General features: G+C 64.7%; 14 protein-coding genes. All 14 read left to right on the top strand.

The annotated features are described in order from the left end of the window. Positions 1-142: 142 nt before the first annotated feature. The 14 genes from CO675_RS33625 to CO675_RS33560 all read left to right on the top strand — a co-directional run bounded on the left by CO675_RS33625 (position 143) and on the right by CO675_RS33560 (position 15980). A complete protein-coding gene (locus CO675_RS33625) occupies positions 143-742 on the top strand; it encodes a superoxide dismutase (RefSeq protein WP_021078629.1) in 600 nt (199 codons plus the stop codon). 264 nt (positions 743-1006) lie between these two features. Next, the gene (gene crcB / locus CO675_RS33620) at positions 1007-1393 is read left to right on the top strand and encodes a fluoride efflux transporter CrcB (RefSeq protein ID WP_097676113.1); all 387 of its coding nucleotides are present in this window, start codon (positions 1007-1009) and stop codon (positions 1391-1393) included. 483 nt (positions 1394-1876) lie between these two features. Continuing rightward, positions 1877-2590 carry a protein TolQ gene (gene tolQ / locus CO675_RS33615; protein WP_016846954.1) on the top strand — a complete coding sequence of 238 codons (714 nt, stop codon included), beginning with the start codon at positions 1877-1879 and terminating at the stop codon, positions 2588-2590. Positions 2591-2624: 34 nt separating this feature from the next. After that, positions 2625-3092, top strand: a complete 468-nt coding sequence (locus tag CO675_RS33610) for a biopolymer transporter ExbD (RefSeq protein ID WP_097676111.1) — start codon at positions 2625-2627, stop codon at positions 3090-3092. A 34-nt stretch (positions 3093-3126) separates the two neighbouring features. Beyond that, on the top strand, positions 3127-4062 hold the full coding sequence (gene tolA / locus CO675_RS33605) for a cell envelope integrity protein TolA (RefSeq protein WP_097676110.1): 936 nt from the start codon (positions 3127-3129) through the stop codon (positions 4060-4062). Positions 4063-4134: 72 nt separating this feature from the next. Beyond that, entirely contained in the window at positions 4135-5478 is a 1344-nt protein-coding gene (gene tolB, locus CO675_RS33600; RefSeq protein ID WP_097676162.1) for a Tol-Pal system beta propeller repeat protein TolB, read from the top strand. A 187-nt stretch (positions 5479-5665) separates the two neighbouring features. Next, a complete protein-coding gene (locus CO675_RS33595) occupies positions 5666-7996 on the top strand; it encodes a putative bifunctional diguanylate cyclase/phosphodiesterase (protein WP_097676108.1) in 2331 nt (776 codons plus the stop codon). A gap of 171 nt (positions 7997-8167) precedes the next feature. Next, positions 8168-8899, top strand: a complete 732-nt coding sequence (locus tag CO675_RS33590) for an N-acyl amino acid synthase FeeM domain-containing protein (RefSeq protein ID WP_097676107.1) — start codon at positions 8168-8170, stop codon at positions 8897-8899. Positions 8900-9205: 306 nt separating this feature from the next. Next, positions 9206-9700 carry a peptidoglycan-associated lipoprotein Pal gene (gene pal, locus CO675_RS33585; protein WP_097676106.1) on the top strand — a complete coding sequence of 165 codons (495 nt, stop codon included), beginning with the start codon at positions 9206-9208 and terminating at the stop codon, positions 9698-9700. A 249-nt stretch (positions 9701-9949) separates the two neighbouring features. Further along, a complete protein-coding gene (gene ybgF / locus CO675_RS33580; RefSeq protein WP_097676105.1) occupies positions 9950-10966 on the top strand; it encodes a tol-pal system protein YbgF in 1017 nt (338 codons plus the stop codon). A 48-nt stretch (positions 10967-11014) separates the two neighbouring features. Next, positions 11015-12052, top strand: a complete 1038-nt coding sequence (gene tilS, locus CO675_RS33575; RefSeq protein WP_097676104.1) for a tRNA lysidine(34) synthetase TilS — start codon at positions 11015-11017, stop codon at positions 12050-12052. 259 nt (positions 12053-12311) lie between these two features. Next, positions 12312-14234, top strand: coding sequence for an ATP-dependent zinc metalloprotease FtsH (ftsH, locus tag CO675_RS33570; RefSeq protein ID WP_097676103.1), 1923 nt, complete (start codon positions 12312-12314; stop codon positions 14232-14234). Between the two features lie 12 nt (positions 14235-14246). Further along, positions 14247-14660: a DUF3052 family protein gene (locus CO675_RS33565; RefSeq protein ID WP_097676102.1), complete on the top strand. Its 414-nt coding sequence runs from the start codon at positions 14247-14249 to the stop codon at positions 14658-14660. Positions 14661-14780: 120 nt separating this feature from the next. Next, positions 14781-15980 carry an ABC transporter substrate-binding protein gene (locus CO675_RS33560; RefSeq protein WP_097676101.1) on the top strand — a complete coding sequence of 400 codons (1200 nt, stop codon included), beginning with the start codon at positions 14781-14783 and terminating at the stop codon, positions 15978-15980. Positions 15981-16125 lie beyond the last annotated feature (145 nt).

Raw genomic sequence — 16125 nt, 5'->3', positions numbered from 1 at the left:
CGTCTCAGGTCCCTGGGTCTTGGCCGTCGGCTGCGCCGATCTGTCATACACGATCCGAAAATGCGGTGTTTCTCCGCCGTGGAACCTTCTATAAGGGGGACCCGTTAAGTGTAGTCTCCCACCCTCTGTTGGACATTACCCCATGACCTTCACGCTACCCGATCTGCCCTACGCCCACGACGCCCTTGCGCCCTACATGTCCAAGGAAACGCTGGAGTTTCACCACGACAAGCATCACCAGGCCTACGTCACCAACGGCAACAACGCGATCAAGGGGACCGAATTCGAAGGCAAGTCCCTCGAGGAGATCGTGAAGGGCTCGTTCGGCAAGAACGCGGCCGTCTTCAACAATGCCGGTCAGCACTACAACCACATCCATTTCTGGAAGTGGATGAAGCCGAATGGCGGCGGCAGCAAGCTGCCCGGCCGGCTGGAGAAGAAGATCAACGAGGATCTCGGCGGCTTCGAAAAGTTCAAGACCGACTTCGCCGCCGCCGGCGTCGGCCAGTTCGGCTCCGGCTGGGCCTGGTTGCAGGTCAAGGGCGGCAAGCTCGAGATCGCCAAGACCCCGAACGGCGAGAACCCGCTGGTCCACGGCGCGGTGCCGATCCTCGGCGTCGACGTCTGGGAGCACTCCTACTACATCGACTACCGCAACCGCCGTCCGGACTATCTGAAGGCGTTCGTCGACAGCCTCGTCAACTGGGATTACGTCGACGAGCTGTTCGGCAAGGCCGGCTAAGCATTCTGATCGCACTTTTCACGAACGGCCCTTCACCCTCCCCTGGAGGGGGAGGGTCGGTTCGCATGAAGCGAAATGCGAACCGGGGTGGGGCGATCTCTCAACACGGCTACTGTTCGAGTGGACAGACCGTCACCCCACCCCGCCGCTCATTTCATTCGCGTCGACCCAAGAGCGAGCTCCGCTCGTCTCGACCCCTCTAGGGGTGGGTGAGGCACGGACAGTTTCACGCTCTTCTCGACCCACACACCAGCGGGGGCATTGGTGGGTAACCCGGCAAGCTATCTCCTCGTCTTTCTCGGTGGTGGCCTCGGCGCGACGTTGCGGCACCTGATCAACGTCACCTGCGCGCGCTGCATCGGCACCGCGTTTCCCTACGGCACCTTCATCATCAACATCACCGGCTCGACCGTGATGGGCCTGATCGCCGGCTATCTCGCCTTCAAGGGCGAGGCCTCGCAGCCCTGGCGGCTGTTCCTGATGACCGGCATCCTCGGCGGCTACACCACCTTCTCCGCCTTCTCGCTCGATGCCGCGCTGCTCTATGAGCGCGGCGAACTCGGCCTTGCGGTGTTGTATGTCGCGGGCTCGGTAGCGCTGTCGATCGCAGGTCTGTTCGCCGGGCTTGCGATCGTGCGGCATCTGGCCTGAGCTTGAATCGCGCCCTATCCCCGCCGTCGTCCTGGCGAAAGCCAGGACTCATTACCCCAAGTCTCAATGGCGCGCGCCGCTGGGGCCGCGATCCCGTTCATCCCCGAGCGCGGTGGCTATAGGTCCTGGCTTTCGCCAGGACGACGCGGGGGGAGGCGCCCGGCGTCACCCCGGCTTCCGCGGCAAACCGTTCATCCCGGGAACCCGCCAACCGCCTCCGCCGGCGGCATTTCCCGCCTCCAAATTTCCCTTTGGTAACCTCGCCTTAACCATGATTAGCGTTTGGTTAGGGTCGGAATGCCGCGTGAAAAGCCCTCGTTTTGACATGTTGGCAGGGGAAGCAGGGCCCGGCTTTGGACGGGCCCCCCATGCGACAGATGCAAGAGGCTTTCGCGCAGTTTCGCCGCGCCTGATGCGGCCGTGGAATCGGTGCCGATTGGCGGCCCGCCTGATGGGGACACTTGCGTTGAGAGGATATTGCCGATGAATCCCGCCGACGTGGCTCAGTCAACTCTGCCACTGGCATCGAGCGATGTGTCGCTGATCGCGCTGTTCTGGCAGGCCCATTGGGTCGTCAAATGCGTGATGTTGGGACTTTTGTCCTGCTCGGTGTGGGTCTGGGCGATCGCGATCGACAAGATCCTGCTCTACGCCCGCACCAAGCGGGCGATGGACAAGTTCGAGCAGGCATTCTGGTCCGGCCAGTCGATCGAGGAACTCTACCGGGCCCTTTCGGCCAAGCCGACCCAGTCGATGGCGGCCTGTTTCGTCGCGGCGATGCGGGAGTGGAAGCGCTCCTTCGAGAGCCAGTCGCGGTCCTTTGCCGGCCTGCAGGCTAGAATCGAGAAGGTCATGAACGTCTCGATCGCCCGGGAGGTGGAGCGGCTGGAACGGCGGCTGCTGGTGCTCGCCACCGTCGGCTCGGCCGGCCCCTTTGTCGGCCTGTTCGGCACCGTCTGGGGCATCATGTCGAGCTTCCAGTCGATCGCGGCCTCGAAAAATACCTCCCTGGCGGTGGTGGCCCCGGGTATCGCGGAAGCGCTGTTTGCCACCGCGATCGGCCTGATTGCCGCAATTCCGGCGACTATTTTCTACAATAAGTTCACCTCGGAGGTGAACCGGCAGGCCGCCCGCCTGGAGGGGTTCGCCGACGAGTTCTCCGCCATCCTGTCGCGTCAGATCGACGAGCGGGGCTGAGATTTATGGTGGTCACTGTTGTGGGCGCACGATCATGGCGATGAGCATGGCAGGGTCCGGCGGTGGCAGGCGCCGCCGCGGCGGGCGCAAGCCGGTCATGGCCGAGATCAACGTCACACCGATGGTCGACGTGATGCTGGTGCTGCTGATCATCTTCATGGTCGCGGCGCCGCTGATGACGTCGAACATCGATATCGACCTGCCGGTCGCGAGCGGCGGCAAGTCGATCTCGTCGAACCAGCCGCCGCTGACGCTGTCGGTCAAGCGCACCGGCGGTGGCTGCAACTCGAATGTCGAGCTCTATCTCGGCGACGCGCCGATCACGGCCGCCGATTTTCCGGCCAAGATCAAGGCGATCGGGGACGCCCGGTCGGATGCCGAAAAGGTGGTCTATCTGCGTGGCGACAAGGATGTCTGTTACACGGATATGATGAAATTGCTCGGGGAGGTCCGGGCCGCGGGATTCAAGGCGAATATCGTCATCATCCCGGAAGGTGGATAGTGCCAATGTACCGCAGGGCACGGGGAAGCCTGATTTGAAGGTCAAGGTCGACAAGACTCTGGCGGCATCGATTGTCCTGCACGTCCTCGTGATCGGGTGGGGTCTCGTGTCGTTTTCGACCAGGGCGTACGTCATGCCGGAAGAAGAGTCGGTCGCGGTCGACGTGATCTCCGCCGATCAGCTCTCCCATGTCATGACCGGCCAAAAGGACGGCAAAAAGGAAAATCCCAAGCCGCTGGTCGACAAGGTCGCCGAAGCCAAGCCGGTCGACGACATGGTCGGCAAGGTCGAGGAAAAGAAGCCGCCGGTGGTGACCGAAACCGCACCCGCACCGACGCCGAAGGTGGAGAAGCCGGAAGACAAGAAGCCGGATCCGCCGAAGAAGGTTGAGAACAAGCCGAAGGAAGAGCCGAAGCCGGTCGAGAAGAAGCCCGATCCGGAGAAGCCCGACCCGATCGCGGAAGCGATCAAGAAGGAAGAGAAGAAGCCGCCGCCGAAGCCGGTTCAGCAGGCCGCCAAGCCGCCGCCGGAGCAGAAGCCGAAGGATCGCGTGTTCGACCAGAGCAAGATCGCAGCGCTGCTCGACAAGCGCGATCCGACGCGGGCCGCGGCAACCGGCGATGCGCTCAATGCCAACGCTGCGCTCGGCACGGCGAAGGGCAGGGCCGCCGACAACTCCGCGACTTGGGGCGCGATGTTCAGGCAGCAGGTCGAACGCTGCTGGAAGAACAAGCCCTACGGCAGCATCGAGGAGCAGCGGACCCAAGTGGTGATCGACGTCGATCTGAAGCGCGACGGCACGCTGGCCCGCATGCCGGTGGCGGAAGGCTCGCCGAGCACGCCCTACATGCGCGTCTATCAGGAGAGTGCCTTGCGCGCGATTATCGCATGTCAGCCCTACAACCTGCCTGCGGGCTGGTTTGAGGAATGGAAGGCATTCGCACCCGTGTTCAAAGAGAATAATACGTAACGTCAGCTGCGACGCTTGACCTATAGCGGACAAAGTCTACCGACCATGACCGACAACAATGATTTGCGTGCAATGATGTTTCGCCTCGACCGCCGACAGATGATTTCCGGAATGGCCGCGCTTGGCGCACTCGCCGGCGTACCCCTCCGCCAGGCCATCGGCCAGGAGGGCGGGCGCAAGCAGATTCCCGTCCCGGGGGGCGAGTTCGCGCCGGTGCCGATCGCGATTCCGAATTTCTCGGCCGGCACGCCCGGCGATGCCGAAGTCGGCGTCGGTGTTGCGCAGGTCATTACCAACAACCTGAAGCGCAGCGGCTTGTTCGCGCCGATCGACCAGGCTGCCTTTCTCGAGAAGCAGGTCAACATCGACGCGCCGCCGAACCTGAACAACTGGGCAAGCATCAAGGCGCAGGCGCTGGTGGTCGGGCGCATGACGCGCCAGGGCAACGGGCGCGTGAAGGCGGAATTCCGGCTCTGGGACGTCGGCACCGGCCAGCAGCTGGCCGGCCAGTCTTACGACACGTCGGCCGAATACTGGCGGCGCATCGCGCACATCATCTCCGACCAGATCTACGAGCGCATGACCGGCGAGAAGGGCTATTTCGATACCCGCGTCGTGTTCGTCGACGAGAGCGGCGCTGCGGATCGCCGCGTCAAGCGCCTCGCGCTGATGGACCAGGACGGCGCCAATGTGCGCTACCTGACCCGCGGCTCGGACCTCGTGCTGACGCCGCGCTTCTCGCCGTCGACCCAGGAAATCACCTACATGGAGTTCGGGCAGGGCGACCCGCGCGTCTATCTGCTCAACATCGAGACCGGCCAGCGCGAGATCGTCGGCAACTTCCCGGGCATGTCGTTCTCGCCGCGCTTCTCGCCCGACGGTCAGCGCGTCATCATGAGCCTGCAGCAGGGCGGCAACTCCAACCTGTTCGTGATGGATCTGCGCTCGAAGTCGATGACGCGGCTGACCGACACGCCGGCGATCGACACCTCGCCGTCCTATGCGCCCGACGGCACGCGGCTCTGCTTCGAATCCGATCGCGGCGGCAAGCCGCAGATCTACGTGATGCCGGCAACCGGTGGTGCGGCCCAGCGCATCTCGTTCGGCGACGGCACCTATTCGACGCCGGTGTGGTCGCCGCGCGGCGACTACATCGCCTTCACCAAGCAGGGCGGCGGGCAGTTCGCGATCGGCATCATGAAGCCGGACGGCTCGGGCGAGCGTATCCTGACCTCGGGCTTCCACAATGAAGGCCCGACCTTTGCGCCGAACGGCCGCGTCGTGATGTTCTTCCGCGATCCCGGCGGCAACAGCGGTCCGTCGCTGTTCACCATCGACGTTTCCGGGCGCAACGAACTGCGGGTGCCGACCCCCGGTTTTGCCTCCGATCCCGCCTGGTCGCCGCTGTTGTCGTGAGGCTCGCGCAGAGCTGCTCCGGGGAACCCCGGAGCGGTCGGCACTTCTTACCTAGCGTACTGAAACTTCTGCCGAATTTCGGCTATCAATCGGCCGCGGCAACGACTCGCTAACGATGTTCCCTCAGAAAGACTTCACCTGCGACCGCTAGAACTACGCAGCCGGAAAAGGACGCGTACGTCTGCAGATGCAGTTGGTGGATCAGAAACGACGAGGCAGCCAGGACGAGCTGGAGCCAGTGCTCTACGCTGCACTCGTGGATTCGATGCGCCAGAATTTCTGGGCGATGTTCCTCGGCAGCGTCGCCACGGCCTCCGCCGCGGTGATGACCGCGCTCAAGACCGGCAATGTGTTGCTGTGGCCGTTCGCCTTCCTGATCATTGCCATCGGAACCGCGCGGGCGGTCTGGATGCGCAAGTACGACGAGGCGCAGGGTGGCGGGCTGACCTACGAGGAAGCCAAGGTCTGGGCGCCGCGCTACTCGATCGGTGCGATCGTGTACGCCATGGTGCTGGGCGCCTGGTGCTTCGTCACCATCCTCGGCAGCGATGATGCGATCGCCCACATGCTCTGCGTCGCGGTGACGGTTGGCTACACGGCCGGCGGCGCGGCCCGCAATTACGGGCGGCCGCGGCTGCTGCAGCTCCACGTGCTGGTCGCCTGCGGGCCGATGTCGCTCGCCCTGGCGCTGCATGGCGACTTCTACTACATCGGCCTGTCGATCCTGCTGGTCCTGTTCTTCCTCGGCCTGAAGGGCATCAATCTCAGCCTGCATGCGATCTTCGTCAAGGCGCTGACCGCGAGCTTCCGCGAGGCGGCGCTGGCGCATCAGTTTGATACCGCGCTCAACAACATGCCGCACGGCTTGTGCATGTTCCGCGACGACGGACGCCTCGCCGTGATGAACCACCGCTTCATCGAGATGATGCAGCTGTCGGACGATTTCGTGCAGCGCGGTGCCAGCGCGACCGACATCTGCAATGCCTGCGTGCTGTCCGGCGCGATCTCGACCGCGGCGGCGCAACAAATTCTCTGCGAGATCGAGAGCTCGCAGCGCGGCGACATCGTCACCAGCGACCCCGATCCGGCCCAGAACCGTTCGCTGGACTGGACGTTCCAGCCGATGCCAGGCGGCGGCACGGTCATGCTGGTCGAGGACATCACCGAGCGCAAGGACGCCGAGGCCAGGATCAGCCATCTCGCGCGCTACGACGAACTGACCGCGCTGCCCAACCGCGTCAATTTCCGCGACGAGATCGGCCGGCTGCTCGCCATGCAGCACGGCGACCATCGCTCCGCATTGCTGTTCGTCGACCTCGACCAGTTCAAGCAGGTCAACGACACGCTCGGCCATCCCTGCGGCGACCAGCTGCTCTGCGCGGTCGCCGAGCGGCTGCGCGAGATGCTGCGTCCGGAGGATTTCGTGGCGCGGTTCGGCGGCGACGAGTTCGTCGTGTTCCAGCAGAACATCCATTCGCATGAGGACGCCGCCGCCCTGGCGCGGCGCATCGTCGACCGCCTCAGCGAGCGCTACAAGATCGACAACCATCTGGTCGAGATCGGCGCCAGCGTCGGCATCGCGATGACCGCGCCCGGCGTCGGCGCCGACACGCTGCTGAAGAACGCCGACATGGCGCTCTACCGCGCCAAGGCCGACGGCCGCGGTACTTTCTGCTTCTTCCGCGACGAGATGGCCCAGACTGTCGAGGCCCGCCGCATCCTCGAGCTCGATCTGCGCAAGGCGCTCGCCAACGAGGAATTCGAGCTGTTCTACCAGCCGCTGATCAACCTGAAGTCCGGCAAGGTCTCGACCTGCGAGGCGCTGCTGCGCTGGAACCATCCTGCGCGCGGCACGGTCTCCCCGGTCGACATCATTCCGGTCGCCGAGGACATGGGCCTGATCGTCGATCTCGGCCGCTGGATCCTGCGCAAGGCCTGCATGGAATGCATGAAGTGGCCGGAGGCGGTCAGCGTCGCGGTCAATTTCTCGCCGCAGCAGTTCCATCAGCGCGACGTGCTGAGCGAGGTCCGCTACGCGCTCGAGGTCTCCGGTCTGCCGGCGCAACGCCTCGAGATCGAGATCACCGAATCCTCGCTGCTGCACAACACCGAGCTGACCCACGATGTGCTGTCGCAATTGCGCTCGCTCGGCGTGCGGATCTCGCTGGATGATTTCGGCACCGGCTACTCGTCGCTCAGCTATTTGCACAATTTCCCGCTGCAGAAGGTCAAGATCGACCGCTCCTTCCTCGAGGGCATCGACAGCGATCGCCCGCTGACCTTGCTGCGCGGCGTCGCGCGGCTGTCCGCGGACCTCGGCATGTCGGTGGTGGTCGAGGGGATCGAGACCAACGAGCAGCTCGAACTGATCAGCGCCGACGGCGCTGTGACCGAAGCCCAGGGATACCTGTTCAGCCGGCCGGTTCCCGCCGTCCGCATCCGCCAGCTGCTCAATGCCTCGCACGGCCGGCGCACCGACGAGCAGCTGCACGTGGTTCCCTCGCGCTCGATCGCTTGATCTAGCTCAATTACTTCAATCGATGGTTGTGAAAGCCTGCGGCGGCACTATCCTAAGTTCCGCTCGCGGTCAGAGGTTAACTGTATTATCTCGATTGCTTTGACGAAAATTAAGAAGCTGTTAAGGTTTTAGGCAGCTCGCAAAAGTTGTCGTGAAAGTCCGGAGTAGTTCATGAGGTCCCCCGTCGTTGCGCCCCGCGCTTTTTCGCGGGGCCCCGAGCTGCTCGACCAGGTTGATTACCGCCTCGCCCAAACGCCCGCCGAAAAAGAAGAGATCTACAATCTGCGTTATCGCGCCTATCTGCGCGAAGGTGCGGTGAAGGAATCGGCCGAGCAGCGGGTCACGGATCAGTATGATGATCTGGAGAACTCGTGGACGTTCGGCGTCTATCTCGACGGTGAGCTCAGCAGCTCGGTTCGCATCAGCGTGCTGACGAACGAGTGGCGCGAGTCATGTTCTGCGGAGGCATTTGGCGAAATCCTGCATCCGAGACTCGATCGCAACGAGATCATCATCGATCCCGCACGGTTCGTTGCGGATCCCGATCGGGCCCGGCGCTCGCCTGAACTGCCCTATGTCACCGTCCGCCTCGCCTATATGGCTTGCGAGTATTTCGGCGCCGATCTGGGGCTGGCAATCGTCCGCCCCGAGCACCAGGCATTCTACCGCCGCGTCTTCTTCCACGAGACCATCGCCGAGCCGCGGCTGTTTCCGGGCCTGCTCAAGCCGGTCGGCCTGATGGCGGCCGACTTCCCCACGATGCGCGACAAGGTGTTCAATCGCTACCCGATGATGCGCTCATCGGCGTTCGAGCGCCGCATGCTGTTCGAGCGCGAACACCACGTGCACCAGCAGCCGACGATCGATCGATTCGAGCGCCATTCGATCGTGCCGCATTCCTGACCGGGAATCCGCCGGCTGCGGTCCCGTCGCTGCCGCCGATCCGCGTCCAATTCCGCAACTATCTGTCGCCGGCTGGCCACGGACGGCGCCAAAATTGCCGTTGCACGACCGGTTCCCGCGAACCTTGCGTTCCCTTCACCATCGCGCCACATTTGCCACCCATTAACCATCGGGGGCGCTTTTCGCCATTGCCTGGCATTTGATCGGGTCCAGCAAGGTCTCGTCAAGGTTGACGGAACGTTCGCTTAACCATCGCCCTGTAGACCCAATGGACAGTACGAAGAGCGTGAGCGTGGAGGCTCCGGAATGAAACATCAGATGCGTATCCTCCAGGGAATGAAGCTGGCTGCGGTTCTGGCGGTGGCGCTGTCGATGGGTGCCTGCGCCAACAAGAACGGCATGGGCGCCGATGGTGCGATGGCGAGCGCCGCGACCCCGGGCAGCCAGCAGGATTTCGTGGTCAATGTCGGCGACCGTGTGTTCTTTGAGAGCGATCAGACCGATCTCAGCCCGCAGGCGACTGCGACCCTCGACAAGCAGGCGCAGTGGCTGCAGACCTACAACCGTTATTCCTTCACCATCGAAGGCCATGCCGACGAGCGCGGCACGCGCGAATACAACATCGCGCTCGGTGCGCGCCGTGCCCAGTCGGTTCGCGCCTACCTCGCCTCGCGCGGCATCGACCCGAGCCGCATGCGCACCATCTCCTACGGCAAGGAGCGTCCGGTCGCGGTCTGTAACGACATCTCCTGCTGGTCGCAGAACCGCCGCGCCGTCACCGTGCTGAACGCCAGCTCCTGACGCGATCCTGGATGAGTTTTCCAAGCCGGCGCCTTCGGGCGCCGGTTTTGTTTTGGCCGCGTGAAGGCCTGCCCCCGGCTTCATCAAGATGAACGAAGCTGCGTGCAATTGGCCGCTTGCTTGTTCCACCGTCCGTACTAAACCGGTATCCGCGACGCTGTCCCGGATTTGAACTGCTAGTCACAATTCCGGCGTACTCCGTCTTTCAATGTCGCTCGCTTTTCACGTCGATCTCGTCGTCAGGGCAAAATGTCATCCAGGCTTCATTTTCTTTCCTCCGCCGCGGCGATCGCGGCGCTGTTCGCCGTTTCCGCACCAGCGTTTGCCCAATCCGACGATTCCGATGCCGAAATGCGGATCGAGCGGCTGGAAAACCAGCTGCGGCAGCTGACCGGGCAGAACGAGGAGTTGCAGTACCGCAACCGCCAGCTCGAGGAGCGGCTGCGCCAGCTCGGCGGCCAGCCACCCGGCCCGAATGGACAGCCTCCGGTGGCCCAGCCCGGTGCCGCGGCGGTGCCATCGGCGCAGCAGGGATACCCGCAGGCGCAGCCCGGCTACGCCCAGCCGCAGCAGGGCTATGGCCGGCAGCCGCAGGGCGGCTATGACCAGCAGCAGATCGCGGCACCCGCGCCGATCGTGCAGGAGCCGGCGCCGGCGGCAACGCCCGGTCGCCGCGGCCGCGGCGACGCCTTCGATCCGAACCAGAACCCGAATGCTCCGGGCGTGCCGCGCGCGCTCGGCGGCGGCCAGATGCCGATGCCGGGCGATGCGGCGGTCGGCGCGCCGGGCGGCCGCGGAGCCGGCGAGCCGCTCGAGCTCGGCAACACCAGTCCGCAGCGGGCGCCCGGCGCGAGCGCGGCCCTGACCACATTGCCGCCGTCGGCGACGCCGAAGGACGAGTTCGACCTCGGCATCGGCTACATGCAGCGCAAGGACTATGCGCTCGCCGAAGAGACGATGAAGAACTTCGCCACCAAGTATCCGAGCGATCCTTTGGTGGCGGATTCGCAATACTGGCTCGGCGAAAGCTATTTCCAGCGCCAGCAATATCGCGATGCCGCGGAAACCTTCCTCGGTGTGACCACCAAGTTCGACAAGTCCGCGAAGGCGCCCGACGCACTGCTGCGGCTCGGCCAGTCGCTGGCGGCGCTGAAGGAGAAGGAAGCCGCCTGCGCCGCGTTCGGCGAGATCTCGCGGAAGTACCCGCGCGCGTCCGGCGGGGTCAAAGCTGCGGTTGACCGCGAGCAGAAGCGCGTGAAGTGCTAAACCAGCCGGGGGAGGCCGCTTCCGGCCTTGCCGCGACCCGCTGGTTCTATGATGCCCGACGACCAATCCGCCATCCCGGCAAGGGACGCCAAGCGCCTGTTCGCAGGCCTGGGGCGCGCGCCGGCGATCGTGCTCGCAGTGTCCGGCGGTCCCGATTCCATCGCGCTGATGTGGCTGGCCGCGCGCTGGCGCCGCGCGCTCGCGCAGGGACCGCAGCTGGTGGCGGTCACCGTCGATCACGGCCTGCGGGCTGAAGCGGCCCGCGAGGCGCGCGACGTCAAACGGCTGGCGCGGAGCCTCGACCTGCCACATCACACGTTGCGCTGGAGCGGACCCAAGCCACGCACCGGCGTGCCGGCAGCCGCGCGTCAGGCGCGCTATGGCCTGCTCACGCAAGCCGCCCGCAGGCACGGCGCGACGCATATCCTGACCGCGCACACCCGCGACGACCAGGCCGAGACGCTCTTGATGCGGATGCTGCGCGGCAGCGGCGTCGCGGGTCTCGCGGCGATGGCGCGCGAGACCGAGCGCGATGGTGTTCTGCTGACGCGACCGCTGCTCGATGTCTCGAAGGCACAGTTGATCGCGACGCTGAAGAAGGCGCGCGTCGGCTTTGCCGACGATCCGACCAACCGCGATCCGTCCTTCACGCGACCGCGGCTGCGCGCGCTGATGCCGCTGCTGGCGGAGGAGGGCGGCGACGCGCGGAACCTGGCACGGCTCGCCGCGCGGATCGCGCGCGCCAACACCGCGCTGGAGGTGCTGGTCGACGGCGCCGAGCGCTATCTTGCGTTGAAAAGCGAGGATAACCTCGGTGCGGGTTTCGACGCGGCACTGTTCGCGGTGATGCCGGACGAGATCCGCCTCCGTCTGCTCAAGCGCGCGATCGACCGCACCGGACATGAAGGGCCTGCCGAACTCGGCAAGGTCGAAACCCTGCTCGCCGCGGTCGATGAGGCCGTCAGCCAGCCCTCGGGACAACGCGAATCCAAGCTGAAACAGACGCTTGCCGGAGCGGTCATCAGCGTTGCCTCCGGCCGCATCAGAATCGCTCCGGCGCCGCCTCGGCGGGCCCGGTCCCGCTGAGCCGGGTTCGATTGTTTCAATCGCTGTCATAAACCGGCAAGGTGGCTTAACCACCCCGGAAAAACACCGGATTCTGCGTCATTTTTTGACCGGGAATCGGGTTAGGATGCGGTAAATAGTCGTGCGTGGTTCCCTTGGCATCGACCCCAGCGGCACCTAGATTGTAGGGCATCGACGGGATGGATTCCCTGGGGATTCCCACAGAGCCTGCCCAAGGATTAGAGAGAGGCCGCGATCCGCGCGACCACGAAGGAAGACCATGAACGCCAATCTGCGGAATTTCGCCCTCTGGGTCATCATTGTCCTGCTGTTGCTGGCGTTGTTCACGCTTTTCCAGAATCCTGGCCAGCGCTCGTCGTCCTCCGACATCTCGTTCTCGCAGCTTCTCACTGAGGTCGATCAGGGCCATGTCCGCGACGTCGTGATTCAGGGGCCCGAGATTCACGGCACCTTCAACAACGGCACCAGCTTCCAGACCTACGCGCCGAGCGACCCGTCGCTAGTGAAGCGCCTCTATGACGCCAAGGTGCAGATCACCGCGAAGGCGCCGGGCGACAACGTGCCGTGGTTCGTCTCGCTGCTCGTCTCCTGGTTGCCGTTCATCGCGCTGATCGGCGTCTGGATCTTCCTATCGCGGCAGATGCAGGGCGGCGCCGGCAAAGCGATGGGCTTCGGCAAGTCGCGCGCCAAGATGCTGACCGAGGCGCATGGCCGCGTCACCTTCGAGGACGTCGCGGGTGTCGACGAGGCCAAGCAGGATCTGCAGGAGATCGTCGAATTCCTCCGTGACCCCGGCAAGTTCCAGCGGCTCGGCGGACGCATTCCGCGCGGCGTGTTGCTGGTCGGCCCTCCCGGCACCGGCAAGACGCTGATCGCGCGCGCGGTCGCGGGTGAAGCCAACGTGCCGTTCTTCACGATCTCCGGTTCTGACTTCGTCGAAATGTTCGTCGGCGTCGGCGCCAGCCGCGTCCGCGACATGTTCGAGCAGGCCAAGAAGAACGCACCCTGCATCATCTTCATCGACGAAATCGACGCGGTCGGCCGTCATCGCGGCGCCGGCCTCGGCGGCGGCAATGACGAGCGCGAGCAGACGCTGAACCAGCTGCTGGTCGAGATGGACGGCTTCGAGGCCAACGAAGGCGTGATCCTGATTGCGGCGACCAACCGTCCCGACGTGCTCGATCCCGCGCTGCTGCGTCCAGGCCGCTTCGACCGTCAGGTCGTGGTGCCGAACCCGGACGTCGTCGGCCGCGAGCAGATCCTCAAGGTTCACGTTCGCAAGGTGCCGCTGGCGCCGGATATCAACCTCAAGACCATCGCGCGCGGCACGCCGGGCTTCTCCGGTGCCGACCTGATGAACCTCGTCAACGAGGCTGCGCTGACCGCTGCCCGCCGCAACAAGCGGATGGTGACGCAGGCCGAGTTCGAAGAGGCCAAGGACAAGGTGATGATGGGCGCCGAGCGCAAGTCGCTCGTCATGACCGAGGAAGAGAAGTTGCTGACGGCCTATCACGAGGGCGGCCACGCCATCGTCGGCCTCAACGTGGTCGCGACCGATCCGATCCACAAGGCGACCATCATTCCGCGCGGCCGTGCGCTGGGCATGGTGATGCAGCTGCCGGAGCGCGACAAGCTGTCGATGTCGCTGGAGCAGATGACCTCGCGCCTCGCCATCATGATGGGTGGCCGTGTCGCGGAAGAGCTGATCTTCGGCCGCGAGAAGGTGACCTCAGGCGCCGCCTCCGACATCGAGCAGGCGACCCGCCTGGCTCGCATGATGGTGACGCGCTGGGGCCTCTCGGAAGAGCTCGGCACCGTGTCCTATGGTGAGAACCAGGACGAGGTGTTCCTCGGCATGTCGGTCTCGCGCACCCAGAATGCGTCGGAGGCGACGGTCCAGAAGATCGACTCCGAGATCAAGCGTCTGGTCGAGGAAGGCTACAAGGAAGCGACCCGCATCCTGACCGAGAAGCACGGCGACCTCGAAGCCCTGGCCAAGGGCCTGCTCGAGTTCGAGACGCTGACTGGCGACGAGATCATCGACCTGCTGAAGGGCAAGAAGCCCAACCGCGAGTCGGTGCTGGAGCCGTCGACGCCGCGTGCCTCCGCTGTGCCGCCGGCCGGCAAGTCGCGCCCGCGTCCTGATCCGGACACCGGCATGGAGCCGCAGCCGCAGGCGTAAGCCTCGCCCGCCATGGCCGGCACCTCCGGCAAACCGATTGTGCAAAAGCTCGGCCTCAAGCCGGGCTTTTGTATTTTTGTCGATGGGTTGTCGGTTCCCTATGCCGACATCGTCGGCGAGCTGCCTGCCGATCTGCGGATCGCGAAGACTGCGCGGGCGCCGCTCGATGCCGTGCATCTGTTCGCCGCCGAGGCCAGGGGGCTCGCCGCCAAGCTGAAGCGTTACCGCGAGGCGATCGCACCTCGCGGCATGATCTGGGTGTCGTGGCCGAAGAAGAGCTCAGGCGTCGCGACCGATCTTGACGACAGGGCGGTGCGCGCGGCCGGGCTCGCGTCCGGTCTGGTCGACATCAAGGTCTGCGCCGTCGATGCGGTGTGGTCGGGGCTGAAATTCGTGATCCCGGTCAACGAGCGCGGCAGGCGCTGAGATCGCCGCGGCGAATGGGCTTGGCCTCTGTCGGGACGCCGTGGCATCCTTAAGGCCAAGCCGACAAACGGCACGACCGCGCTCTCTGAGGACGCGGCGAGAAAAGGGGAGGGGAGGCCGATGCGCAAGGCATTCGGCGCGCTTGGCGCCATTTCATTCCTGCTGCTGCCCACCGCTTCATTTGCCGCCGAGATGCGTGGCGTCACGGCAACCGAGATCAGGATCGGCCAGACCATGCCCTATAGCGGGCCGGTGTCGGCATTCGGCGCGCTGGGCAAGGGGGAGGCCGGCTATTTCAGGATGTTGAACGAGCGCGGCGGCATCAACGGCCGCAAGATCAACTTCATCTCGCTGGACGATTCCTACGCGCCGCCGAAAACGGTGGAGCAGACGCGCCGGCTCGTCGAGAGCGACGAGGTGGCGTTGATCTTCTCCTCGATCGGCACTGCGCACAACACAGCGATCGCAAAGTACCTGCAGGGCAAGAACATCCCGCAGCTGTTCCTGGCCTCCGGCGCCTCGAAATTCGGCGACATCGCGCAATTCCCGCAGGCGACGATGGGCGTGCAGGCGCCGTTCCGCTACGAGGCGCGACTCTACGCGCGTTATGCGCTGGCGAAGAATCCGAACGCTAGATTCGCTGTGATCTCGCAGAACGACGATTACGGCCGCGACTATCTCGCCGGCCTCAAGGACGTGCTCGGCGAGAAATACGATTCGCTCGTCACCGTTGCGACCTACGAGATATCGGACCCGACCATCGACTCGCAGATCGTCAAGCTGAAGGCGACCAATGCCGACGCCTTCGTGATCGCGGCGACGCCGAAATTCGCGGCGCAGTCGATCCGCAAGGCCTTCGAGATCGGTTGGCGGCCGATGACGTTCCTGTCCAACACCGCGGTGTGGATTTCGACCGTGATGCAGCCGGCCGGCGTCGAAGCCGGCACCGGCATCATCTCCACGGCCTATGTGAAGGATCCGGACGATCCGGCGTGGAAGAACGATCCCGGCATGAAGGGCTGGCGCGACTTCATGAGCCGGTACGTGCCCGAAGGCGACCAGCACGACACCAACTACGTCAACGCCTACAACAGCGCCATGGCGCTGGAGGCGGTGCTGAAGGCCTGCGGCGATGATCTCTCGACCGAGAACATCCTGCGGCAGGCGTTCGCGATCAAGGACCTGGAATTGCCGATGCTGCTGCCGGGCATCAAGATCAACACCTCGCCGGCCGACCATGTGCCGGTCGACCAGATGCAGCTGATGCGCTTCAACGGCAAGACCTGGGATCGCTTCGGCGAGCTGCAGACGGGGAATTAGGTTGAGATCGAATACACGTCTGTACTCGCGCTCCGCACTAGACCCGTCATCCTGAGGTGTGAGCGCAGCGCCGTCTCGAAGGATCGACGGCCCGGCTGCGAGATCAGGGCCGTGCATCCTTCGAGGCTCGCCCAGCGGCGCGATT

The organism is Bradyrhizobium sp. C9, from assembly GCF_002532045.1.
Lineage (GTDB): Bacteria > Pseudomonadota > Alphaproteobacteria > Rhizobiales > Xanthobacteraceae > Bradyrhizobium.
Note: the sequence above shows the minus strand (reverse complement) of the source record. Positions and strands in the feature narration are given on the sequence as shown.